General features: G+C 41.2%; 22 protein-coding genes and 1 other annotated feature. All 22 genes read left to right on the top strand.

The window, feature by feature from the left end:
• The 22 genes from rsmB to SG0102_RS08320 all read left to right on the top strand — a co-directional run bounded on the left by rsmB (position 1) and on the right by SG0102_RS08320 (position 22,640).
• Entirely contained in the window at positions 1–1,245 is a 1,245-nt protein-coding gene (gene rsmB / locus SG0102_RS08420) for a 16S rRNA (cytosine(967)-C(5))-methyltransferase RsmB (RefSeq protein ID WP_125119534.1), read from the top strand.
• Positions 1,242–2,270: a 23S rRNA (adenine(2503)-C(2))-methyltransferase RlmN gene (gene rlmN, locus SG0102_RS08415; protein WP_125119533.1), complete on the top strand. Its 1,029-nt coding sequence runs from the start codon at positions 1,242–1,244 to the stop codon at positions 2,268–2,270. The genes rsmB and rlmN overlap by 4 nt, the downstream gene beginning before the upstream one ends.
• 5 nt (positions 2,271–2,275) lie before the next feature.
• A complete protein-coding gene (locus SG0102_RS08410; protein WP_125120794.1) occupies positions 2,276–3,013 on the top strand; it encodes a Stp1/IreP family PP2C-type Ser/Thr phosphatase in 738 nt (245 codons plus the stop codon).
• Entirely contained in the window at positions 3,006–5,012 is a 2,007-nt protein-coding gene (gene pknB / locus SG0102_RS08405) for a Stk1 family PASTA domain-containing Ser/Thr kinase (protein WP_179951164.1), read from the top strand. The genes SG0102_RS08410 and pknB overlap by 8 nt, the downstream gene beginning before the upstream one ends.
• Positions 5,013–5,027: 15 nt before the next feature.
• Positions 5,028–5,891 (top strand): ribosome small subunit-dependent GTPase A, encoded by an 864-nt coding sequence (gene rsgA, locus SG0102_RS08400; protein ID WP_125119532.1) that lies wholly within the window; start codon positions 5,028–5,030, stop codon positions 5,889–5,891.
• The gene (gene rpe / locus SG0102_RS08395) at positions 5,884–6,522 is read left to right on the top strand and encodes a ribulose-phosphate 3-epimerase (RefSeq protein WP_125119531.1); all 639 of its coding nucleotides are present in this window, start codon (positions 5,884–5,886) and stop codon (positions 6,520–6,522) included. The genes rsgA and rpe overlap by 8 nt, the downstream gene beginning before the upstream one ends.
• Positions 6,519–7,115, top strand: coding sequence for a thiamine diphosphokinase (locus tag SG0102_RS08390; protein WP_125119530.1), 597 nt, complete (start codon positions 6,519–6,521; stop codon positions 7,113–7,115). Before rpe ends, SG0102_RS08390 begins: the two co-directional genes overlap by 4 nt.
• A 1-nt stretch (position 7,116) precedes the next feature.
• Positions 7,117–7,875, top strand: a complete 759-nt coding sequence (locus SG0102_RS08385; RefSeq protein ID WP_125119529.1) for a tRNA threonylcarbamoyladenosine dehydratase — start codon at positions 7,117–7,119, stop codon at positions 7,873–7,875.
• An 84-nt stretch (positions 7,876–7,959) separates the two neighbouring features.
• Complete coding sequence (locus SG0102_RS08380; RefSeq protein WP_125119528.1) at positions 7,960–8,721, top strand: tRNA threonylcarbamoyladenosine dehydratase; 762 nt, start codon at positions 7,960–7,962, stop codon at positions 8,719–8,721.
• 190 nt (positions 8,722–8,911) lie between these two features.
• On the top strand, positions 8,912–10,030 hold the full coding sequence (locus tag SG0102_RS08375; protein ID WP_125119527.1) for a 6-phosphofructokinase: 1,119 nt from the start codon (positions 8,912–8,914) through the stop codon (positions 10,028–10,030).
• A gap of 169 nt (positions 10,031–10,199) precedes the next feature.
• Positions 10,200–11,117, top strand: a complete 918-nt coding sequence (locus SG0102_RS08370; RefSeq protein ID WP_125119526.1) for a hypothetical protein — start codon at positions 10,200–10,202, stop codon at positions 11,115–11,117.
• A gap of 68 nt (positions 11,118–11,185) precedes the next feature.
• On the top strand, positions 11,186–12,469 hold the full coding sequence (gene tig / locus SG0102_RS08365) for a trigger factor (protein ID WP_125119525.1): 1,284 nt from the start codon (positions 11,186–11,188) through the stop codon (positions 12,467–12,469).
• 79 nt (positions 12,470–12,548) lie between these two features.
• Positions 12,549–14,870 carry an endopeptidase La gene (lon, locus tag SG0102_RS08360; RefSeq protein ID WP_125119524.1) on the top strand — a complete coding sequence of 774 codons (2,322 nt, stop codon included), beginning with the start codon at positions 12,549–12,551 and terminating at the stop codon, positions 14,868–14,870.
• Positions 14,871–14,879: 9 nt separating this feature from the next.
• Complete coding sequence (gene yihA / locus SG0102_RS08355; RefSeq protein ID WP_125119523.1) at positions 14,880–15,470, top strand: ribosome biogenesis GTP-binding protein YihA/YsxC; 591 nt, start codon at positions 14,880–14,882, stop codon at positions 15,468–15,470.
• A 40-nt stretch (positions 15,471–15,510) separates the two neighbouring features.
• Positions 15,511–16,344 carry a metallophosphoesterase gene (locus tag SG0102_RS08350; RefSeq protein WP_125119522.1) on the top strand — a complete coding sequence of 278 codons (834 nt, stop codon included), beginning with the start codon at positions 15,511–15,513 and terminating at the stop codon, positions 16,342–16,344.
• Positions 16,345–16,403: 59 nt separating this feature from the next.
• Positions 16,404–16,715: a PTS sugar transporter subunit IIB gene (locus SG0102_RS08345; protein ID WP_125119521.1), complete on the top strand. Its 312-nt coding sequence runs from the start codon at positions 16,404–16,406 to the stop codon at positions 16,713–16,715.
• A 25-nt stretch (positions 16,716–16,740) separates the two neighbouring features.
• Positions 16,741–16,941: a binding site (T-box leader), on the top strand.
• 36 nt (positions 16,942–16,977) lie between these two features.
• Positions 16,978–17,616, top strand: a complete 639-nt coding sequence (locus SG0102_RS08340; RefSeq protein ID WP_125119520.1) for a DMP19 family protein — start codon at positions 16,978–16,980, stop codon at positions 17,614–17,616.
• Complete coding sequence (locus SG0102_RS08335) at positions 17,600–20,218, top strand: valine--tRNA ligase (protein WP_125119519.1); 2,619 nt, start codon at positions 17,600–17,602, stop codon at positions 20,216–20,218. The genes SG0102_RS08340 and SG0102_RS08335 overlap by 17 nt, the downstream gene beginning before the upstream one ends.
• A 158-nt stretch (positions 20,219–20,376) precedes the next feature.
• Positions 20,377–20,541 carry a hypothetical protein gene (locus tag SG0102_RS15485; protein ID WP_170162784.1) on the top strand — a complete coding sequence of 55 codons (165 nt, stop codon included), beginning with the start codon at positions 20,377–20,379 and terminating at the stop codon, positions 20,539–20,541.
• Positions 20,541–21,221 carry a RadC family protein gene (gene radC / locus SG0102_RS08330; protein ID WP_125119518.1) on the top strand — a complete coding sequence of 227 codons (681 nt, stop codon included), beginning with the start codon at positions 20,541–20,543 and terminating at the stop codon, positions 21,219–21,221. Before SG0102_RS15485 ends, radC begins: the two co-directional genes overlap by 1 nt.
• A 49-nt stretch (positions 21,222–21,270) precedes the next feature.
• Complete coding sequence (gene mreC / locus SG0102_RS08325) at positions 21,271–22,116, top strand: rod shape-determining protein MreC (RefSeq protein WP_231999767.1); 846 nt, start codon at positions 21,271–21,273, stop codon at positions 22,114–22,116.
• Positions 22,113–22,640, top strand: coding sequence for a hypothetical protein (locus SG0102_RS08320; RefSeq protein ID WP_125119517.1), 528 nt, complete (start codon positions 22,113–22,115; stop codon positions 22,638–22,640). The genes mreC and SG0102_RS08320 overlap by 4 nt, the downstream gene beginning before the upstream one ends.
• The last annotated feature ends 207 nt before the right edge of the window (positions 22,641–22,847 follow it).

The raw sequence follows: 22,847 nt of genomic DNA, 5'->3' as shown, positions 1-22,847 counted from the left end.
ATGGAAAGAGATTTAGCACTCGATATTCTCGTTGCTTACGAGAAAGATCATACCTATTTGAATATTGCCCTTAATCATGCGTTAAATAGCCATCAGGTCAAAAATGATCTGGTGACTGCCTTAGTGTATGGGACGATTCAGTATCGTTTACGTTTAGAATATGAACTTAAAGCGCATATTCAAGGCAAAAGGGTCAAAGTGACGGAAAGAATGCTCCTTTTAATGAGCATGTATGAGCATCTTTATATGCATATGCCTGATTATGCGATCGTCGATAGCAGCGTAGCGCTCGCCAAAAAGCGCCGCGGGGCGAGAGCGGCGAGCTTTGTAAACGCCGTCTTACGCTCCAGCTTTGCGCAGCCGGCGGATTTATCATCATTATCAGAAGATGATTATTTAAGTATCATCACGTCCCATCCTTTATGGCTCGTGAAGATGTTAAAAAAGCAGTATGGCTTAGAGACAACGAAAAAGATTTTAGCATCTGACAATGAAGTGCCAATCAAATGTGCTCGCGTGAATACCTTAAAGATCAGTCGTGAAGCGCTCATTCAAAAAGATCCACGTTTTAAGGCATCTCCTTATACCAAAGATGCCGTCTATTATGAAGGCGGAAATATTGCTCACACTCAGGCTTTTAAGGAAGGCATTGTGACAATTCAGGATGAATCGTCACAATGCGTCGCGCAGCTATTAAGCCCTCAGCCGGGCATGCAGGTATTAGATATGTGCGCGGCGCCAGGATCGAAAACGACGCACTTAGCTGCGCTCATGGATAATCAGGGCACGATTGATGCTTTTGATCTTTATAAGCACAAAATTGCTCTCATTAATGACAATGCATCGCGCTTAGGCGCAACCATCATCAATGCCCAGGTTGGCGATGCGACAAACTTAGAAACCTTTGGCAAAAAGCAGTATGATGCAATCCTTTTAGATGGACCTTGCACAGGGCTTGGCGTCTTGGCACGAAAAGTGGAAATTCGTTATCATGAGCCTTCAGCGATGGATGAAATCATTCCGATTCAGAAAAAATTATTGGAAAATGCCTACCAGTTGTGTAAAATGGGTGGTAATATTGTGTATAGTACGTGTACAATAAATAAAAAAGAAAATGAAAAACAAGTCGCCACATTCGTGAAAGACCATCCTGATATGCGCGTCGTTGAAGAGAAAACAATATTACCGTTTGATATGCATAGTGATGGCTTTTATATGTGTCTTTTGAAGAAGGATGAACTATGAACTCAATTTACGATTTAACAAGAGAGCAGATGGTCGAAGCATTTTTAGCCATTGGAGAAAAGAAGTTTCGAGCCAATCAGGTCTTTGAATGGCTTTATACGAAAAATGTCCATGACTGGTCCCAGATGACCAATTTATCAAAGACTCTGCAAGCCAAACTGGCAGAAAACTTTTCCTGTGATTTATTAGAAATCGTGGAAAAGCAGGTTTCGGCTGATGGAACAACCAAATACCTTTTAGCCTTAGATGACGGCGGTCTTATTGAAACCGTGCTGATGATTCATCCTTATGGTCAGTCACTTTGTGTGACAAGTCAGTTAGGATGTAATATGGCCTGTAAGTTCTGCGCTTCAGGGTTACTCAAAAAGCAGCGAAACTTAACAAGCGGAGAGATGGTCCGTCAGATCATGACGGTTCAAAATGATTTAAATGAACGTGTTTCTCATGTTGTGATCATGGGCACTGGGGAACCATTTGATAATTATGACAACGTCATGAATTTTATTTATACGATCAATGCGCCTAAAGGCTTAGCGATTGGGGCTCGTCATATCACTGTGTCCACTTGCGGCCTGGTGCCACGCATCTACGATTTTGCGAAGGAAGGCATTCAAGTGAATTTAGCCATTTCGCTGCATGCGCCTAATGATGATATTCGTAACACTTTGATGCCTATCAATAAGACGTATCCAATGGATCAGTTAAGAGCGGCGATCAAAGATTATATCGAAGCGACCAATCGTCGTGTGACCCTTGAGTATATTTTACTGAAAGATGTCAATGATGATGTCAAGTATGCACGGCAGTTGGCACATTATTTACGAGGACTCAATGTCTATGTCAACCTTATTCCATACAATGCGGTTGATGAAAAAGGATTCCAGAAATCAAGTGAGGATAAGATTCAGGCTTTTAAAGATGAATTATTACGTTTACATATCAACGTGACACTGCGCAAGGAACATGGCAGTGATATCGATGGGGCCTGCGGTCAGTTAAGAGCGAAAAAGGAAAGGAGGGCTTAGTCTTGATGATTTCAATGTCTACCGATGTGGGGAACCTGCGTGAAACAAACCAGGATCGCGTAGCGTATAAGAAAATCAACGACGATGAACTTCTCTGCGTCCTTTGCGATGGGATGGGCGGCCATAAGGCCGGCGAAGTCGCTGCGCAAATGACTTGTGATTATATTATGGACCACTTTGAAGAGCATGAAGAGTTACTTAGTGCCAATGATATCAAAATGTGGTTCACCAATCTTATTATGGAAGCAAATAATGCGGTTTATGCCAAAGGCTCAGAAAATGAGGAATATAACGGCATGGGGACAACCGTTGTCGTGGCCTATCTCAAAGGTCAGCAAATGTATGTCTCACATGTTGGCGATAGCCGCGCTTATATCTTTAAAAACAACGTGTTAACCCAGTTAACGGTTGATGATACCTTAGTCAATGCCTTATTAAAAGGCGGCTATATTACCGAAAAACAAGCGATTGATCATCCCCAGAAAAACGTTTTGATTCAGGCGGTTGGGGTGACAGATCTTTTAAAAGTATCGTTTTGCGAGTTACCGGCTGATTATGAGGCTTTTATGATGTGTTCGGATGGCTTATACAATTCTCTTTCTAATGAGCAGATGATTGCAATTCTCGCCGGCGAAGGGAATGCGAAAGTCAAAACTGAAGAACTCATTAAACAAGCCAATATTCATGGCGGTTATGATAATATTTCGGTCATTCTTTTGGAAGGAGGCGAAGCGCATGAGTGAAGTGAATCGTTTGCTGGCAGATCGTTATCTGCTTAAATCTTTAATTGGTCAAGGCGGGATGGCAGATGTTTATTTAGCGGAAGATCAGGTCTTAAACCGCAAAGTCGCGGTTAAGATTTTACGTTCATCATTAACCGGTGATCCTATTTATATCAAACGTTTCCATCGTGAAGCTTCCGCCGCCGCGGCAATCAATCATAAGAATATCGTCTCCATTTATGACGTGGGTGATGAAGATGATCTTTATTACATCGTCATGGAATATGTTAAAGGGCAGACTTTAAAACAGCTCATTAATATTCGTGGCGCTTTGCATTACATTGAAGCAATCGATATTATGAAACAGGTCGTTTCGGCGGTTGCCACCGCTCATTCGATGGGGATTGTCCATCGTGATTTGAAACCGCAGAATATTCTCATTACCGATTCTGGTATTGTGAAAATTACGGACTTTGGTATTGCCTCGATCCAGTCACTCTCGCAGGTCACCCAGACCAATACCATTATGGGGTCGCTCCATTATTTAGCGCCAGAAATTGCCCGTGGCGAAAAAGCCACACCACAGAGTGATATTTATGCTTTAGGGATTATCTTTTATGAATTATTACGAGGGGAAGTACCATTTAATGGGGAATCACCAGTCAATATCGCATTGAAACATATGCGTGATGAAATTCCTTCAGTGCGTGAGTTTAACTCATCGATTCCTCAGTCAGTGGAAAATATTATCATCAAAGCGACAGCTAAAAACCCGCTCAATCGTTATGAGAGCGCCTTGGATATGTTACAGGATATTAATACCTGTCTCGATCATCCTAATGAAAAGAAAATCAGTTTCGGGGCCCCAGCGAGTGAACCCACAATCGTTGCTGGCAATACGGAATTCTTTACGCAGGATAAAGAAGATACCGCGCCGGCGGCGCTGCCATCTGAGACTGAAGAAACGCCAAGAGTTACGCGGGCTACGCCAAAAGTTGAAAAGAAGAAGAAAAAAGGCAAAGGTAAGCTCATTGTGATTGTGATCGCTTTAGCGATTGTGGCAGCGGTGATTATTGGCGTTATGAGCAGCGGTATTCTCAATAAGTCAAAAACTTATACGATGCCCAATTTAGTGGGTATGAAGAAATCTGCAGCTTCATCGAAACTCAAAGAAGAAGAGTTAGATGGCAATGTCACTTACCGCACGGAATTATCCGAAACATACGCGTCTGGTAAAGTCATTTCTACTTCCCCAAAAAGCGGTACTACAATTAAAAAGGATACAGCCATTACTGTAACAGTGTCATCAGGAAAATGGATCATTATGAAAGATTATACTGGTGAAAAATACAGCACGGCGAAAAGTGAACTGGAAGACTTAGGTTATAGCGTCAGCCGCTATGAAAAGACGGATGATGATTTTGCGGCTGGGGAAGTCATCGGTCAGAGCGTCTCTAGCGGGGAAAAGGTCGATCCTAATTCCGAAAATAAATCAATTACCTTAACCGTGTCTAAAGGTGTATCGATTACCGTTCCTTATCTTTATGGCGATTCGATTTCATCGGCAACATCGACCTTAAAGTCTTTAGGCTTTAACGTGAAGACCAGTGTGCTAAAACCATCTGATGATGAGGCGTCGAAGGTTACGGAAAGCAATCTGAACACCGTTATAAAGCAAAGTATCGCCCCTTATACCGTTGTCACGAAAAAGGGCACGACTATTACCCTTTATTACTATGATCAGGTGCCACAAAAGAAAGATGATCAAAGTGATGAAAATACATCCAATACCGATGCATCAAGCAATACGGATGGTTCGGAATCATCTAATGGCTCAAGCACTTCTTCGTCATCAAGCAAGAAGAAGTCGGATAGTTCTTCAACTTCGAAAGCAAGCAGCAATGAAGGCAGCGATACATCTTCAAGCGGAAATAGTGATAACGCGGCTACAAATGGCGCATCTAATACAACGACAAACAGCGATGAAACAAGTTCATCAAGCACATCGACAAATAATTAATACGTAGGAGGTTCAATGGAAGGAAAAATCATCAAAGCACTTGCCGGCTTCTATTATGTCAGCAGCAATGGACAGGTTTATACCTGTAAGGCAAGAGGTAAATTTAGAAAAACAAAACAGAAACCACTCGTGGGGGATCGTGTCGAGTTTGATATCGATGAGAATCAGGAAGGCTATATTTTAAAGCTTCTCCCGCGAAAAAACGTCTTAACGAGACCGCCGATCTGTAATGTTGATCAGGCGCTGCTGGTTTTCTCAATTACCCACCCAGACTTTGATGGGGTGCTGCTCGATCGCTTTCTCGCGATGGTGGAACATCTCTCCATTGAACCGATTATTGTCATTACCAAAATTGATTTAGATGATTCCTTAATGGCGCAAATCCAAAAGGATTATGCGTCTTATAAGGTCATCTTTGTCAGCAGTAAAGAGCATATCGGTATCGAAGAAGTGAAGGCAACCCTCAAAGGAAAAAGCACCGTGGTCACCGGCCAGTCAGGGGTAGGGAAGTCTTCACTTCTTAATGCGTTAGATATTCATTTACAGATTGAAACCAATGAAATTTCTGATGCCTTAGGACGTGGGAAACATACCACGCGCCATACGGAGCTCATCGCTATGCATGGCGGTTATGTCGCTGATACACCGGGCTTTTCTTCTTTAGAATTAGAGATGACCCCAGTTGAATTAGCGACGTCTTACCATGACTTTAAAGCCTTAGCGTCCTCATGCAAGTTTCGCGGCTGTCTCCATGACAGCGAACCCCGCTGCGCCGTTAAAGAAGCGGTGGCTGAAGGCGTCATCAGTGAGGATCGCTATCATCACTATTTAAGTTTTTTAAAGGAAGTTAAAGAAAGAGAGGAACATAAATATGATTAACGTTGCACCATCTGTCTTATCGGCAGATTTTACCAAACTGAAAGAAGAAATTGATACATTAGAAGGCGCGTCTTGGCTCCATTATGATGTAATGGATGGTCACTTCGTCCCTAATATTTCATTTGGTTATGGCATTTTAGGCAATTTACGTAAGGTAACGGATAAATTTATTGATGTCCATCTGATGATTTCTGATCCCGCTTTCTATGCTCCAAAATTTGTCGAAGCAGGGGCTGATCTGGTCAACTTTCATGTCGAAGCGATGGACAGCGTCGAAGAAACCAAAGCTTTGCTTAAACAAATCCATGACCTAGGCGCAAAAAATGGGATTACCATTAAGCCAGGGACAAGCGTTGAAGCCATCAAGCCTTATTTAGATGATGTTGATTTAGTCTTAGTGATGAGCGTTGAACCAGGCTTTGGCGGTCAGTCTTTCAAAGAAAGCGCGCTTGACAAAATCAAACAGTTAGCCGCCATGAAAAAGGATCACCACTACGTCATCGAAGTTGACGGCGGGATCAATGCGCAAACCGGCCAGCTTTGTAAAGAAGCAGGGGTTGACGTGTTAGTCGCTGGCAGTTATGTCTTTAAAAATCCTAACCGTAAAGAAGCGATTGACTCTTTATTATGAGAATAGGTTTATATGCGGCCATGGATAATGGCCCGGTGAAAGATCAGCGGATTGATTATATTGCGGTGGATGGGGGCTTAGCCCATTTGTATAAGCAGGGGATTAAGCCGCTGCTGGCTATTGGTGATTTTGATTCTTTAGAAGATCAAAAGCTATTAGAAGATTTACAGGTAGAACGTCATCCGGTGCAGAAAGATGATACCGATACGGCGTTAGCCATCAAATACGCTATTGCACAGGGGCATGATGAGATTGATGTTTATGGCGTTTTAGGCGGCCGCGCCGATCATATGCTTGCGGCGCTATGTCTGTTAGTGCAGTACCCGGATACGAAGATCACTCTTTATGATCGCCAAAACAAGATTACCTATTTGCCTAAAGGTCATCATCATATACCTGTGACTGATGATTACTTTTCGCTTTTTGCACTTAAGGATACGGTTTTATCCTTAAACCATTGTCAGTATCCGTTAGATCATTATCTTCTGAAACCGTTTGATCCGCTTTGCGTATCCAATACCTGTGAAGATTATGTCCTCATTGATAATAGTGAAGCGGTCCTTTTCTTACAAACAAATAATGAAGGAGAGTAGTATGAATCCTTTTTATGAACGTACTTCAATTGTCTTAGGAGAAGAAGCCATTGAGACCCTCAAACAATCCACTGTCTGCGTCTTTGGCGTTGGCGGGGTTGGCGGCTTCCTTGTCGAAGCCTTAGCGCGCAGCGGCGTGGGACATCTGATCATCGTTGATCATGATGATGTCGATGCGACTAATCTCAATCGCCAGATCATCGCCACCAGTGATGTTATTGGAGAAGATAAAGTAGAGCTTTTTCAAAAGCGTATTGCCCTTATTAATCCTGATTGCCAGGTAGAAGTTAAAAAGACTTTCTATCTGCCTGAAAATAAAGATCAGTTTGATTTTGCATCTTATGATTTTGTGGCTGATGCAATTGATACCATCAAAGCGAAAATCTCAATTATTGAAGAGTGTCAGAAAGTGAAGACGCCGATCATCAGCTGTATGGGCATGGGCAATAAAATCGATCCAAGCTACATCCGCATTGATGATATTTATAAAACCAAAGTCGATCCCTTAGCGAAAGTCATGCGCCATGAATTAAAAAAACGGCGCATTGCGAAATGCCCGGTTTGCTTTTCTTTAGAAAAGCCCCAGGCTCCGCATTATTCGAAGGAACATTTAGAAACGCTCGCGGCGATGCAGGAAAGCGGTAGTAAGCGCCGTGCTATTCCAGGCTCCGTTTCTTTTGTCCCGAGCGTAGCCGGATTAATGATGGCTGGTTATATCGTCAGAAAACTGACACACAGCGTCGCTTATGGCGGCGTATAAGCACCCTTTTATCGGTGCTTTTTTAAATTGTCTTTACAGTTTGTCATTTTCTTGTATAATATTAACATACTATGGAGGTAGGATATGTTAAATCAGTTTTCACGAACAGAACTTTTATTCGGCCAGGAAGCGATGAATCGCTTACCGGGGAAAAAGGTTGCCATTTTTGGTGTTGGCGGTGTCGGCGGCTATGTCATTGAAGGGTTAGTGCGTAGCGGAATTGATCATTTCGAATTGATCGATGATGATCGTGTCTGTCTGACCAATCTCAATCGTCAGGTTTTAGCGACGATCTCTTCTGTTGGCCATTATAAGATTGATGTCGCGGAGGAGCGTATTCATGATATTAATCGTAAAGCGATTGTCGAAAAGAAACAGACATTTTATTTAAAAGATCAGGCTGATGATTTCAACTGGGATTCTTATGATTATGTCGTTGATGCTTTAGATACCGTCAGTGCGAAGCTCTCCATTATTGAAGAATGCGATAAACGCGGTATTCCGGTGATCAGCTGCATGGGCGCAGGAAATAAGTTAGATCCTTCCAAGCTGGAAATTACTGATATTTATAAAACCAGTTATGATCCTTTAGCACGCGTTATGCGTCATGAACTGAAGAAGCGTCATATTCGAAAGCTCAAAGTCTGTTATTCCAAAGAACCACCGATCAAACCGGTTGATGACCATGAAAATTCCTGCCTGTATCACTGCATCTGTCCACCTGGAACAGCGCGTAAATGTACCGATCGCCGGGATATTCCTGGTTCCGTTTCCTTCGTGCCAAGTGTGGCGGGGTTAATGATTGCGGGAGAAATCGTCAAAGATTTTGCCTGGCAGCGTTTGTAGACAAGTTTGCGCTTGTCTTTTTTTATTTTGAAAAAAGAAAAAATGTAAGCGATTAAGGCCTATTTATGAAACTTTGTGAAAATAATCATGATAACGTTTACAAATCTTCTTGTCAATGTTTCATACAAATTGTATAATTAGTAGGTAGAGTTAATGGTCGAAAATTAATGATTACACTTTGGAGGTTAATATGGAAAAGAAAGTAAAAAGAATCGCATTATTATCTGGCGGAGGTGACTGCCCGGGTCTTAACGCCGTCATTCGTACGATTACGAAAACTGCGATTACAAAATATGGCTGGGAAGTCATTGGCTTTGTTTTTGGCTATCGTGGATTATACACCAATAACTATGTCGAACTCACATTAGATAAAGTGGAAGATATTTATAAAGAAGGGGGCACCATTCTTTATTCTTCAAATAAAGATAATCTATTTGATTATCTCGTTGATGATGGTCATGGCGGCAAAGTAAAGAAAGATGTCTCTGATGTTGGCGTCGAAAACTTAAAGAAAGATGGCGTTGATGTCTTAGTTGTTTTAGGTGGTGACGGCACTTTAACAAGTGCTCGTGACTTCTCACGTAAGGGTGTCAATGTCATCGGTGTCCCTAAAACAATGGATAACGATTTAGCAAGTACGGATGTCACTTATGGTTTCATGAGTGCGATGAGTGTCGGGACGGAATTTATTGATCGTCTGCAGACAACGGCCAAATCCCATCATCGTGTCATTCTTTGCGAATTAATGGGCCGTGATGCTGGCTGGATCACTTTATATGCCGGTTTAGCGGGCAATGCTGGAATCTGTCTGATTCCGGAAATTCCATTTAGCGTTGATCATATCGTCGAAGCGATCAAACGCCGTGATGAAGCAGGCTTACCTTATACTGTCATTGCGGTTGCCGAAGGCGCTAAATATGCGGATGGAACAAAGGTGATCGGCAAGATCGTTGAAGATTCTCCAGACCCAGTACGTTTAGGCGGGATCGCAAAACAGTTAGAAAACGAATTAGAAAAACGTATTCCTAATCATGAAGTGCGCAGCGTGAACCCCGGCCATATTATCCGTGGCGGTGATATTACCCCTTATGACCGTATTTTATCGATCCGTTACGGCGTGGCAGCGGCCGATTTAATCGCAGAAGGCAAGTTTGGTAATGTCGTGACTATTAATGGTGACAAGATGGGTTACACTTCTTTAGAAGAAGTCATCGGGGCTGCGAAAGTTGGTCAGCAGAAACATGTTGATCCAAATGGCGAATTAGTGCGTGATGCGAAAGCCATGGGTGTTTCTTTTGGTGATGAATAGAGTATAGGATTTGTCATCGAGAAAAAAATTTGATAGAATAACAATGCCTAAGATGTGATGAATATTTTTCATCACATTTTCTTATGGTGTTCATACTCAGTTCATAATGATGATTATGATGTAGAGTTAAACTGTAGAAAGGAAGCAGCCTTGGCTGCTAGGTGTAATAATGATCGATGAATTAATGGCTGCGGGGCAATACGCTGCCGCATTAGAAAAACTCGCAGATTTAAGTGATGAAGAAGTCCGTCTTAAACGTCTCATTTGTCTTAATAGTTTAGGAGAATTTGAAAAGGCGAAGTTAGAAGGGAAAGCCGCGAAAGCGGTCGCTAAGGAAACTTACTATGATGTCGTTGGACAGTATATCATGAGCTTAAAGGAATGCGAAGATTATGAGGAAGCGATCAATATTCTCATTGAAGAGTTATCGATGCCCTATATTCCTTATGAATATGAAAATGCCTTCAATACGGCTTATGATGAGATTTTATTAGCCAAGCAGGATGCGGCGTACGGTAATGAGAAGAAACAGATTTTCTCTAGTGAGGAAATTGAAGTGATCTTAAATAAAGATGATGTCAATGATGATCTGCTTTATATGGCTTTAGATCAGCTCCAGCAGCTCAATGTCCGCATTCTCATGCCAAGTATTCGTCAGTACTTAGAAAATCCGAAGAAACCGCCATTTGCGAAAACGCTGATTATGGAAACGCTGATTGAACAGCAGGTTGATGAAGAATTAGAAGTATCAAAATTTCATGACTACTATACCTTTAATCCTTCATATAGCCCATTAGTATTAGAGCAGATGTGCTATAATGGCATCGGTAAGGAATTAGTACGCGTTTTAGAGGATGAAAATGCCAGTCTCTTAAATCAGTGCTTAGATTACTTAGAGTATTACTTATATGTCATCTATCCAAAAGATATTTATGAAGATGAGTATAGTTTAGTTGCAGCGGCTTTACATTATTATGTGGCAACGCTGCAAAATATTGAAGTCGATGAAATGGACTTAGAAATCGCTTATAACGTATCGATGTCACAGGTTGAAAATATGCTTTTAGCACTCAAGGAAATAGAGTGATAAAGGCCTTGCAAACAAGTGACTATTCATGTATAATACGTTAGTGTAAAAAAGGAGAATTATTGTAAATGGAAACAACTGTTAAAAAACTTGAAAAAAGCATGGTTGAAGTGAAAGCTACTTTCACCGCTGAAGAATGGAAAGAAGCTCAGAAAAAAGCTTTAAAGAAGATCGCGGCTACAGCGCAGATCGATGGCTTTAGAAAGGGTCATGTTCCAGCTAATTTAATCAAGGCTAAAGTTGGTAAACAGGCATTATTATCAGAAGCTGCAGATGAAATCTTACAGACTTCATACGCTGCTATTTTCTTAGATAATAATATTGAACCAGTTGGCCAGCCAACAGCTAACATCGATAAGATGACAGAAGACGAATTAGAAATCACTTTCACAGCACCAGTTGCTCCGGAAGTTGAATTAAAACAATATAAAGACTTAAATGTTAAAAAGAAAGCAGTTCGTGTGACTGCTAAAGAAATTGATGAACGTTTAGCTCAGTACCAGAATGAATTCGCTGAATTAGAAGTGAAGAATGATGGTGAAGTCGCTGAAGGCGATACCGCTAATATCGATTTCGAAGGTTTCAAAGACGGCGTTGCATTTGACGGCGGCAAGGGTGAAAACTACCCATTAGAAATCGGTTCAGGTTCATTCATTCCTGGCTTTGAAGAACAGTTAATCGGGATGAAAGTCGGCGAAGAAAAAGAAATCAACGTCACTTTCCCAGAAGATTATCAGGTTAAAGATTTAGCGGGTGCTCCTGTTGTCTTCAAAGTTAAAGTTCATGAAATCAAAGCAAAGATCTTACCAGCAATCGATGATGAATTAGCAAAAGATGTTAACATCGATGGTGTCGAAACATTAGATCAGTTAAAAGATAACATCAAAGAAACATTAAGAGAAAGCAAAAAACAGGATGCGGAAAATCAGTTCATGAACGATATCGTTGATGCGTTAATTGAAGCAAACCCTGTTGAAGTACCTGATGCAATGGTTGAAACAGAAATTCAGGGAATGGTCTCTGAATTAAGCGATAACTTAGCGCGTCAGGGTATGAACTTAGATTTATACTGCCAGTTCACTGGTCAGACTCAGGAAAGCTTAAAAGAATCAATGAAGGAAGACGCTGAAAAACGTGTTAAATTCCAGGTGATTATCGCTGCTGTCGCTAAGGCAGAAAACATCGAAGTTTCTGATGAAGACTACGATAACCAGATCAAAGAATTAGCAGAAATCTACAGCCGTGATGCTGATGAAATCAGAAAGATCTTCACTGGTAACGAAGAACGCTTAAAAGCTGATATCGCTAACCAGAAAGCTCTTGATTTTGTGAAAGAAAACGTAGCAAAATAACAACGCAAAACAAATAAGTGTACAATAAGGCGCTTGACTAAGCGCCTTGTTTTCACAAATGATATAAGGAGGTATACCTATGGATGATACAATGACACTTGATCTGCCAGTGATTTGTACGCGTGGCATGTTAGTCTTCCCAGGGCACGAAAGTGCGATGGATGTTGGCCGTCCTTTTTCGTTAAAGGCCATCAGCAATGCGACAGATCTCTATGATGGCAATATTGTATTCGTATCGCAGATTCACCCATTAGAGGAAGAAATCAACTTTGATACGATCTATCACTATGGGACTGTCTGCAAAATTGTCAGACGGGTAAAAAAAGATAACCATGGGACCATCAAGCTGACGAGCGCCGGGGAAAAGCGCTGCGAAATCTTATTCTTCTATGAAAAAGAAGGATGTTACTTCGCAAGAGTAAAATATCTTGAAGATATTCCTGGCGATCCTAACGAAGAAACAGCTTTAGTACGTAAGATTACGGAACAGATGCAGTATATCAATCGGAATGTCAACTTATTCCCACGTGAACTCTATGCCAATATTTCACAGGGCTTAAGCGCGTCGGAACTCGCTGATGCGATTGGCCAGTATATGAATATCGATCTCAACGAAAGACAGAAAATCTTAGAAGAAGCCGATATCAATAAACGTCTTTTATTAGTTCTTGCAAGCATGCAGAAAGAAAAGACAATTAATGAAATCGAATCAACGATCAACGAAAAAGTTAAGAAATCTATCGATGAAAATCAGAAGGAATTCTACTTACGTGAACGTCTAAAAGCGATTAAAGAAGAATTAGGGGATGTTCCTAACGGCGAAGATGATGTCGATGCGATCCGTAAAAAGATCAAGGAAAACCCTTATCCACAAAATATCAAAGACAAGTTAACAGAAGAATTAACGCGTTATGAAATGATGCCAGCCTCTTCCCCAGAAGCCAATGTCATCCGCACTTACATTGACTGGGTGATCAAACTTCCTTGGTGGGAAAAGACCGAAGATAATCAAGACATCGCCGATGTTGAAGCGATCTTAGATGGTGATCATTATGGTCTGAAAAAACCAAAAGAAAGAATCGTGGAACACTTAGCAGTGAAACAGATGACGCAGTCACTCAATGCGCCAATTATCTGTTTAGTCGGTCCGCCAGGAACCGGGAAAACTTCGATTGCAAAATCGATTGCCCATGCTTTAGGCCGTAAGTTTGTGAAAGCATCCTTAGGCGGCGTTACTGATGAATCAGAAATCCGTGGTCATCGTCGTACGTACTTAGGCTCAATGCCTGGTCGTATTATTCAGGGCATGAAACGTGCCGGTGTCGTCAATCCGGTTTTCTTATTAGATGAAATTGATAAGATGGCGAGCGACTACAAAGGTGATCCTACAGCTGCGATGCTGGAAGTCTTAGACCCTGAGCAGAACTCATTCTTCTCTGATAATTATATCGAGGAACCCTATGATTTATCACAGGTCTTATTCATTGCAACAGCCAATGATTTAAGCACCATTCCGGGACCATTAAGAGACCGTCTCGAAATTATCGAACTTTCTTCTTATACGGAACAGGAAAAGGTGGAAATTGCCCGTCGTCATCTCATTCCTAAAGAATTGAAAGTACATGGCCTTAAACCAGAACAGATCACTATTGAAGATGAGACCATTATGTACATCATCCAGCATTACACCCGTGAAGCTGGGGTGCGTCAGTTAGAACGTCTGATCGCAGCGCTGATGCGTAAATCTGTCTTAAAAATCTTAAAAGATCATCCAGATAATATCACCATTAAGGTGGAAGATCTGGAAGGTTACTTAGGCAAAGCGATCTTCGATCATACAAAGAAGATGAAAGAAAACCAGATTGGTGTTGTCACAGGCTTAGCCTGGACGCAGTTTGGCGGCGATATTCTGCCGATTGAAGTGAACCACTTCCCAGGTTCTGGCAAATTTATTGTGACAGGCCAGTTAGGGGATGTCATGAAAGAATCCGCTTCGATCGCCTTAGACTATATGAAAGCGAATGCGGAAAAATATGGCTTAAGTGAAAAAGATTTCGAAAAACAGGATATTCATATTCATGTCCCAGAAGGGGCGGTCAAGAAAGATGGACCAAGTGCCGGGGTCACTTTAACAACCGCGCTCTATTCATCATTCACCAAAACGCCAGTACGTAACGATGTGGCGATGACTGGTGAAATTACCTTAACGGGTGAAGTCTTACCAATTGGCGGATTAAAGGAAAAATCTATTTCTGCACACCGCTCTGGTATTTCAACGATCATTATTCCAAAGGATAATGAAAAGGATATCGATGATATTCCAGAATCTGTCCGTAAAGATCTTAAGATTATCTTAGCGGATCATATTGATACCGTCTTAGAAAACGCTTTGGCGAAATAGGTGAAGACGATGTATACCATTAAAAAAGCAGAATTTATCTGCTGTGCTGCCTGGGAGTCACAGTGGCCTGCCGGTGATGAACCAGAGTTCATTATGGCTGGTCGCTCTAATGTCGGAAAATCAAGCTTTATTAATACTATTACCCATACCGAAGGTCTTGCCAAGGTGTCTTCGACACCTGGTAAAACCCGGACGCTGAACTTCTTTAATGTCAATGATGAACTGCGTTTAGTTGACGTGCCTGGTTACGGCTATGCGAAAGTGCCGCCAAAGATCATTGCCCAGTTTGGGGAAATGTTTGAAACCTACGTTACTAAGCGTAAAAACTTAAGAGCTTTAATTCTGTTAGTGGACTATCGTCATCCGCCTAAAGATGATGATCTCACGATGTATGACTATGCGAAATATTATAAAATTCCTGTCATTGTCGTGGCGACTAAAGAAGATAAGTTAAAACGTAATGATCTGAAGAAGAATGAAAAGATTATTAAAGATGATTTAGGATTCGATGAAGAACATGATGTCTTTATTCGATTCTCTTCCTTGAAGAAAGTCGGCGTGGAACAGGTTTGGGAAGAAATTTTAAAATTATGTCATTAAGTCAGGGTATCCTGGCTTTTTGTCTTTCAGGAGGATCGCTATGAAAAAAGCCTTAATACCACTGGCGCTAGGTGCGCTCATGACGATGTATGTGCGGGATAACAAAAGTCTGACTATCAAACGATTAGATATTGCCGATGAAAGGATTCCAGTGAGCTTCGATGGCTTTCGTATCTTACAGATTACCGATGTCCATCAGGCTAAGTTTGGCTATAAACAGCATCGACTTTTGAAAAAAGCGAAAAGCTGTGCGCCAGATCTGATTGTCATCACGGGTGATGTGATCGTTAATAGTCACACACCGCTAGGGGAAGTCATTGACTATGTGAAAAGCTTACAGACGATTGCGCCCGTCTATTTTATTTGCGGTAATCATGAGACATTGCTTAATAAAACGGACCTCATGCAATTCATTTTAGGATTAAAAATATGCGGTGTTACGGTTTTACGAAATGAAACGGTAAGACTGTATCAGGGCAAAGATGAAATCTTGCTTTCCGGGATTGATGATCCAAGCTTTAAAGCCCATAAAACCATTGAACAGGCTCAAATCATCGACGAAGAGGTCAAGGGTTTAGGAGAAAGTCAAATGTATCGCATTTTATTAAGTCATCGGCCGGAATGTTTTGATGTCTATGTCAAGCATCAAATCCCGCTCGTCTTATGTGGCCATACCCATGCCGGGCAAATTCGTTTTCCTTTTATTGGCGCGTTAGTGGCGCCGCATCAGAAGCTGTTTCCAACATATGATCGCGGACTTTTTGAAAAAGGGGCAACGAAAATGTATATCTCGGCGGGGCTTGGCGCTAGTGATATTGCTTTGCGCGTCCTTAATCCGCCAGAAATGACATTAGTGACACTTCATCATCAGTAATGTTTTGCTTTTGAAAGCCATTACACTTATAATAGAAATAGGAAATGGGGTGACATCATATGTATAAAATTGTCATTTGCTGCGCATCAGGTATGTCCACCAGCCTGCTTGTCGAGAAAATGAAACGATCAGCGAGAGAACAGGGTATTGACGCGAATATTATCGCCGTGGGAGCGGGTCAGGTGCATCAGGAAGGTGAAAATGCGGATTGCATTTTACTAGGTCCGCAGGTTCTTTATGCCAAAGACAAATTAACGAAGGATTTAAATGCGCCTTGTGCGATGATCTCAATGCGTGACTATGGGATGATGGATGGCGAAAACGTTTTAAAAACAGCTTTATCTCTGATTGAAAATCGCGCCGTCCATTGACGAATAGCCTGGGCTTTGATAGAATAGACATGCGTTGAACAGGAGGAGTACATAACCGCCTGCATTAAAGAGAGTCTTAGCTGGTGAAAAGAGACATGGAGTGTTATGGAAGGTAGCCTGGGAGCTAAATAGGTGAATGAAGTAGCTTATTTCGTAGAACTGCGTTAAAGTTTTGAGGCATAGCAATATGCGAAAAAAGGTGGTACCACGAGACATCGTCCTTTGCGATGCCTCGTTTTTTTATAAGTAAAGGGGGGACATTATGCAGCAAGGAAATGCGACCGCGATTCTTTTTACCTGGATCTTCTTTTTTGCGGCGCTGTTTGTTTTTGCCTTTGTGTTAATCCGTTTATTACACAAAAGCCGCAAGCGTAAAGTCAGACAAGCTGCGCGCCTAGCGGATTTCAAAGACAAATATGCGCATCTTACGCCGGCACTCATCGATGAATGTGAAGATGAGAATCTGCCGGGGGCGATTGTCTTAGAATGCCAGCGGAAAGAAGACGAAGATGAAAATTACTTCGATCATCTCAATGAAGTGGAAAAGACCGTCTATGGGATTTACAACATCAATCAGTGTTTAACGAGTTCCATTGGTTTACGTTCCTTCTTTATGACACCGGCGATGGCACCATACGTTGACGCGATCGATGACATCTTCACCAATGTCAAAGCGCCCGAATTCATTGAACTGTTAAACGCCGCCAAGCGTTTAAATGAAGTCATGGAAGGTATGCGCGCTGATGAAGAAGACGGGGAGTATGCGAAATATAACTTTTCTGATTTTACCGCCGCCTATAAATCAATGATTGCCGGGACAAACTTTGAAAAGAAAGTTATCAGCTATATCAGAGAAAACAAAGAATTATTTAAAGGAGAAGAAGATGAAACTACAAGATAAGTATGATCACCATCAAGTAGAAGGTGATAAATATGACAACTGGGTTAAGAAAGGCTATTTTGAAGCGGGCGATACGTCTAAAAAACCATACAGTATCGTTATTCCGCCACCAAATGTCACCGGGAAATTACATTTAGGACATGCCTGGGATACAACCCTTCAGGATATTATTATCCGTTATAAAAGAATGCAGGGCTATGATGCTTTATGGCTGCCAGGAATGGACCATGCCGGTATCGCCACACAGGCGAAAGTTGAAGCCCGAATGCGTGAAGAAGGTCTCTCTCGTTATGATTTAGGCCGTGAAAAATTCTTAGAAAAAGCCTGGAGCTGGAAAGAAGAATATGCGTCTATTATTCGTAGCCAGTGGGCCAAATTAGGCTTATCTTTGGATTATTCGAAAGAACGTTTCACGTTAGACGAAGGTTTAAGCGAAGCGGTAAAGACCGTTTTCGTCACCCTTTACAACAAAGGTCTGATTTATCAGGGCGAACGTATTATTAACTGGGACCCTGTTCAGAGAACCGCTTTATCGGATATCGAAGTGTACCATAAAGATATCAAAGGCTATATGTACTACTTCAAATATAAGATTGAAGGCAGTGATGATACCTTAGTTGTTGCAACGACGCGTCCGGAAACAATGTTTGGGGATACGGCGATTTTCGTTCACCCTGATGATGAACGTTATACCAAATATGTTGGCATGAAAGCCATCAACCCAGCTAATGGTGAAGCTTTACCAATCATGGCTGATGATTATATCGAACTTGGCAAAGGGACCAGCGTTATGAAATGTACGCCAGCCCATGACCCTAATGACTTTGCTTTAGGTAAGAAATATGGTTTAGCAATGCCAATTTGTATGACTGATGATGGTCATATGAATGCGTTATGCGGTAAATATGAAGGCATGGATCGCTTTGAATGCCGTGATGCTTTAGTGAAAGATTTTGAAGCCGCTGGCGTCGTGGATCATATTGAAGAAATCGTCCATCCGGTTGGTCATAGTGAACGTTCTCATGCGATCGTGGAACCGCGTTTATCTAAGCAGTGGTTCGTCAAGATGAAACCATTAGCCCAGGCCGCTTTAAAGAATCAGGAAACAGATGACAAAGTTAACTTTGTTCCTGAACGTTTTGAAAAGACTTTTACCCAGTGGATGGAAAACATTGAAGACTGGTGTATTTCCCGTCAGTTATGGTGGGGGCATCAGATTCCAGCCTGGTATAATAAACAGACGGGCGAAGTCTATGTCGGTAAAGAAGCGCCAAAAGATATTGAAAACTGGAAACAGGATGAAGATGTCTTAGATACCTGGTTCTCAAGTGCGTTATGGCCATTTAGTACAATGGGCTGGCCAGACACTGAGGCGCCATTATTCAAGCGTTATTTCCCAACGGATACCTTAGTGACTGGTTATGATATCATCTTCTTCTGGGTTTCAAGAATGATCTTCCAGTCTTTAGAATTCACTAAACGTCGTCCTTTCAATCATGTTTTAATCCATGGTTTAATCCGTGATGAACAGGGTCGTAAGATGTCAAAATCTTTAGGCAACGGGGTTGATCCAATGGATGTTATTGATCAGTATGGAGCGGATACATTACGTTTCTTCTTAACGAACAATACCGCACCTGGTCAGGATATGCGTTATGTTCCATCAAAACTGGAATCCATTTCCCACTTTATCAATAAGATCTGGAACTCCGCACGTTTCGTTTTAATGAATATTGATGAAGATATGAGCTATGATGATATTACTTTAGAGCATTTGAACTTACCTGATCAGTGGATCTTAAACCGTTTAAACGAAGTCATTACTTCCGTCAATAACAATATGGATAAATTTGAATTTGGAAATGTTGGCTCTGAATTATATGACTTTATCTGGAATGAATTCTGTTCATGGTATATCGAATTAGCGAAAGAAACTTTAAATGGTGATGATCAGCAAGCCAAGATCGCCACGCGTTCGACTTTAGTGTATGTCTTAAATGCGACGTTACGTTTATTACATCCATTCATGCCATTTGTGACGGAAGAAATCTATCAGGCGATTCCTCATAAAGCAGAATCGATTGTGATCGCTTCTTGGCCGGAAGCTGATGAACGTTTCGCTAATGATAAGATTGATGATCAGTTCGCTTACTTAATTGATATCGTCAAAGCCATTCGTGAAATCAGACATCAGTACGTCATCAAAAACAGCGTTGAAGTCGCATATATCATGTCGACAAACAGCGATGACTTAGAAGATTTACTTCAGGATATGGCACCATTTATTGCTAAGTTAGTTAATGCGAAAGTGGCTGGCTACAACCTGCCGGTTGATCGCAATAGCGCGAATGCAGTCATCAAAGGCGGGAATACGTTATCGATCAACTTAGGAGCTTACATTGATATGGAAGCGGAAAAAGCGAAAGCTGAAAAGGAAATTGCAAAGTTAGAAAAAGAACTTGAACGTTCGAAGAAAATGCTTTCTAATCCAAACTTCGTCAATAAAGCGCCAGCTGCAAAAGTTGAAGCAGAAAAGAAAAAACAGGCTGATTATGAGGCTAAATATAAAGCTGCTAAAGAAAAATTAGCAAGCTTTGAGTAAGCGATAAGAAATGAGGAAAATTTTTCCTCATTTTTTTTGTGAGATTCACTCCCTGAAATGTCTTTAATTAAGTAGGGGGAGATGAAAGCCTGGTGGCCCCTGACTCTTGAAAGGAAAACTATAAGTCTTTCCTCGCCACACTTATAGCGGTTGATTATATGTATGAATTGTCTGAAGAAAAGATGCGCAGCTTAAATGGCGGTGGTCCGATGAAGTATATTGTCTATGCCTTATTAGGCGCCGCGTTCTATCGTTTATGGCGCTCAAAGCGCGGCCGCATTTCCCTGCCGAAGATTATTACTATTGAATGGGGGAATGACTGATGATCAAATCCTTACCGCCGGAAGAAAATCCACGGGAAAAAGCGATTGCCTTGGGGATTGGTGCGTTAAGCAATACTGAATTATTAGCTTTATGTTTACATACCGGTTCCCGTCATGAATCCGTTATGACCTTAGCAACGCGTTTATTAAGAGAAATCGATGGGCTGCAGGGTTTAAAACATGTTACCTATCACAAGCTGATTAGCATCAAAGGTATTAAGAAAGCGAAAGCAGTAGAGTTATTAGCCATTGGCGAATTAGCCAAACGCTTGAATGTTCCAATTAAGCCGGGGATTAAACTCAATACCCCACGGGATATTTATGAGTATATGAAAGATATGAGTGATTTTAAGCAGGAACACTTTGAAATTCTCATTTTAGATTATAAGCATCGCTTATTAGCTCGCAAACTGATGTTTATTGGTCCTAATAATGCGACGACCATCTCCGTTAGAGAAATCTTTGAAGAAGTCTTAGCCCATAACGGCTCGGCGATGATTGCCGTGCATAACCATCCTTCCGGGGAAGCACTGCCTTCCTTAGATGATGAAATCGCCACCTCGCACTTAATGGAAGCGGGTGAGGTGATGGGCATTGATGTTCTTGATCACCTGATTATCGGGGCCCATCAGTATTACAGCATGAAAGCTGAAACATTGTATAACGCACACGATAAATAATTGCAATTTAATGAGCCTTCCTCTATAATGTTTGCTTGAGGTGAGGACTGTGTTTAATAAAAAAGATAAGAGGAGTCAGCGGATGTTCTGGATAACCATTGTCCTAGTAGCCGCCAGTGTGATTTCTCTTTTGACAAGCACAAACAATATTCCGGGATCCGGAATAGTCAGAGATACAGTCGCTAATGTCGAGTATTATGTGATCAAAGCACCACTGAATTATGTACGTGGGGTGTTAGGGGAATATAATGAACTCAAAGAAGTTTATCGTGAAAACAAACGTTTAAAACGTTCCCTTGATAACTATGCCAGAGAGCTGGCTTTGAATAATGTATTAGCGGATGAATTACAGGAAATGCGTTCGATTACTAAGATCAAATCGCTGCCAACCGATTATAAAGTCAAATATACAACGGTTATTAAACGTGATTCAGAAAACTGGGATAACAAAGTCATTATTGATATCGGCAGCGGTTCTAATGTGAAGAAAGGCATGGCTGTGATTACGTCTAAAGGAATGATCGGGATTGTCTCAAGTGTTAACCGCGTATCTTCAACGGTGACTTTATTAACGAGTGAAGATCGCTCTGTGCAGCTGCCGGTCATGATCAAGTCTAATGGTAAATATTATTATGGTTTATTAAATGATTACAATGTGGAAAGTCAGACGTATAAAGTGCAGATGCTTTCTACCGTAAATAAATTAAAAGTGGGTTCAAGTGTAACGACCAGTGGTTTAGGCGGCAAAGGGAAAACCCCAAAAGGTATTCTTGTCGGCACTGTTAAAGGCTTAAGCAACAACGCTTCCGCAACCGGGAAGACTGTCACTGTCAAACCATCCGTAGACTTTGATGATTTAAGCTATGTAGCGGTCGTTCAGAGGAGTAACGCATGATTGAAAAGCAGTTATATAAAAACTTCCTGATCATGATTGTATGTTATCTGCTTGATAGTATCATCAGCTTTTTCCTGCCTTATAACTTATCTAAGACGGGCATCAGCTTTATCCCCTCAATCGGGTTAATGATGTTTACATTATTGGTAATGACCTTGCATGATCCGTCAGAACGTTTCTTCTTTAGTGCATTATGTGGTTTATACTATTGCGTGGTGTATTCTAACTCATTATTAATCTACGTTTTAGTCTATGTGGCGATCGCCTTTGTGCGCAGCTATATTTATCGCAATGATCATATTACGCTATTAGAATATTTAGTCTTGATGTTTATTATCTTATTACTTAAGGAGCTGGTTGTGTATTACCTGATGGTCGCAACGGATGTGACGTCCTTAACATTCTTAAGCTTTGTGCGCTTAAGACTCTTACCGACAACCCTGATCAATACGATTATTGGTGCTGGTGTCTATGGTATTTACAGCTTATTTGACTTCAAGACTGATGAAAGTGAATTTTCTTAAAAATGATGGGCAACCATCATTTTTTTTTGCGTGCATATGAAGACTCTTGCTTCAGGACTATAAACAATATAATCTTATTTTTAATCAATATTGTAAAAATATGCTATAATACTGTTAGGTGATCTTCAGTATACGCCTTTAATGATCAGTATAGCTGATTACAATACTTATCATAAACAGTATAATTTGAGAATAACATAATTTTTT

This window comes from Intestinibaculum porci (assembly GCF_003925875.1).
Classification (GTDB): Bacteria; Bacillota_I; Bacilli_A; order Erysipelotrichales; family Coprobacillaceae; genus Intestinibaculum; species Intestinibaculum porci.
The sequence above is the reverse complement of the archived record's forward strand: the minus strand, read 5'-3'. Positions and strand labels throughout refer to the sequence as shown.

What these genes read in the sequence shown, in the direction of transcription:
- rsmB (WP_125119534.1), top strand. Translation starts at nt 1, where the DNA reads ATGGAAAGAGATTTAGCACTCGATATTCTCGTTGCTTACGAGAAAGAT.
- rlmN (WP_125119533.1), top strand. Translation starts at nt 1,242, where the DNA reads ATGAACTCAATTTACGATTTAACAAGAGAGCAGATGGTCGAAGCATTT.
- SG0102_RS08410 (WP_125120794.1), top strand. Translation starts at nt 2,276, where the DNA reads ATGATTTCAATGTCTACCGATGTGGGGAACCTGCGTGAAACAAACCAG.
- pknB (WP_179951164.1), top strand. Translation starts at nt 3,006, where the DNA reads ATGAGTGAAGTGAATCGTTTGCTGGCAGATCGTTATCTGCTTAAATCT.
- rsgA (WP_125119532.1), top strand. Translation starts at nt 5,028, where the DNA reads ATGGAAGGAAAAATCATCAAAGCACTTGCCGGCTTCTATTATGTCAGC.
- rpe (WP_125119531.1), top strand. Translation starts at nt 5,884, where the DNA reads ATGATTAACGTTGCACCATCTGTCTTATCGGCAGATTTTACCAAACTG.
- SG0102_RS08390 (WP_125119530.1), top strand. Translation starts at nt 6,519, where the DNA reads ATGAGAATAGGTTTATATGCGGCCATGGATAATGGCCCGGTGAAAGAT.
- SG0102_RS08385 (WP_125119529.1), top strand. Translation starts at nt 7,117, where the DNA reads ATGAATCCTTTTTATGAACGTACTTCAATTGTCTTAGGAGAAGAAGCC.
- SG0102_RS08380 (WP_125119528.1), top strand. Translation starts at nt 7,960, where the DNA reads ATGTTAAATCAGTTTTCACGAACAGAACTTTTATTCGGCCAGGAAGCG.
- SG0102_RS08375 (WP_125119527.1), top strand. Translation starts at nt 8,912, where the DNA reads ATGGAAAAGAAAGTAAAAAGAATCGCATTATTATCTGGCGGAGGTGAC.
- SG0102_RS08370 (WP_125119526.1), top strand. Translation starts at nt 10,200, where the DNA reads ATGATCGATGAATTAATGGCTGCGGGGCAATACGCTGCCGCATTAGAA.
- tig (WP_125119525.1), top strand. Translation starts at nt 11,186, where the DNA reads ATGGAAACAACTGTTAAAAAACTTGAAAAAAGCATGGTTGAAGTGAAA.
- lon (WP_125119524.1), top strand. Translation starts at nt 12,549, where the DNA reads ATGGATGATACAATGACACTTGATCTGCCAGTGATTTGTACGCGTGGC.
- yihA (WP_125119523.1), top strand. Translation starts at nt 14,880, where the DNA reads ATGTATACCATTAAAAAAGCAGAATTTATCTGCTGTGCTGCCTGGGAG.
- SG0102_RS08350 (WP_125119522.1), top strand. Translation starts at nt 15,511, where the DNA reads ATGAAAAAAGCCTTAATACCACTGGCGCTAGGTGCGCTCATGACGATG.
- SG0102_RS08345 (WP_125119521.1), top strand. Translation starts at nt 16,404, where the DNA reads ATGTATAAAATTGTCATTTGCTGCGCATCAGGTATGTCCACCAGCCTG.
- SG0102_RS08340 (WP_125119520.1), top strand. Translation starts at nt 16,978, where the DNA reads ATGCAGCAAGGAAATGCGACCGCGATTCTTTTTACCTGGATCTTCTTT.
- SG0102_RS08335 (WP_125119519.1), top strand. Translation starts at nt 17,600, where the DNA reads ATGAAACTACAAGATAAGTATGATCACCATCAAGTAGAAGGTGATAAA.
- SG0102_RS15485 (WP_170162784.1), top strand. Translation starts at nt 20,377, where the DNA reads ATGTATGAATTGTCTGAAGAAAAGATGCGCAGCTTAAATGGCGGTGGT.
- radC (WP_125119518.1), top strand. Translation starts at nt 20,541, where the DNA reads ATGATCAAATCCTTACCGCCGGAAGAAAATCCACGGGAAAAAGCGATT.
- SG0102_RS08320 (WP_125119517.1), top strand. Translation starts at nt 22,113, where the DNA reads ATGATTGAAAAGCAGTTATATAAAAACTTCCTGATCATGATTGTATGT.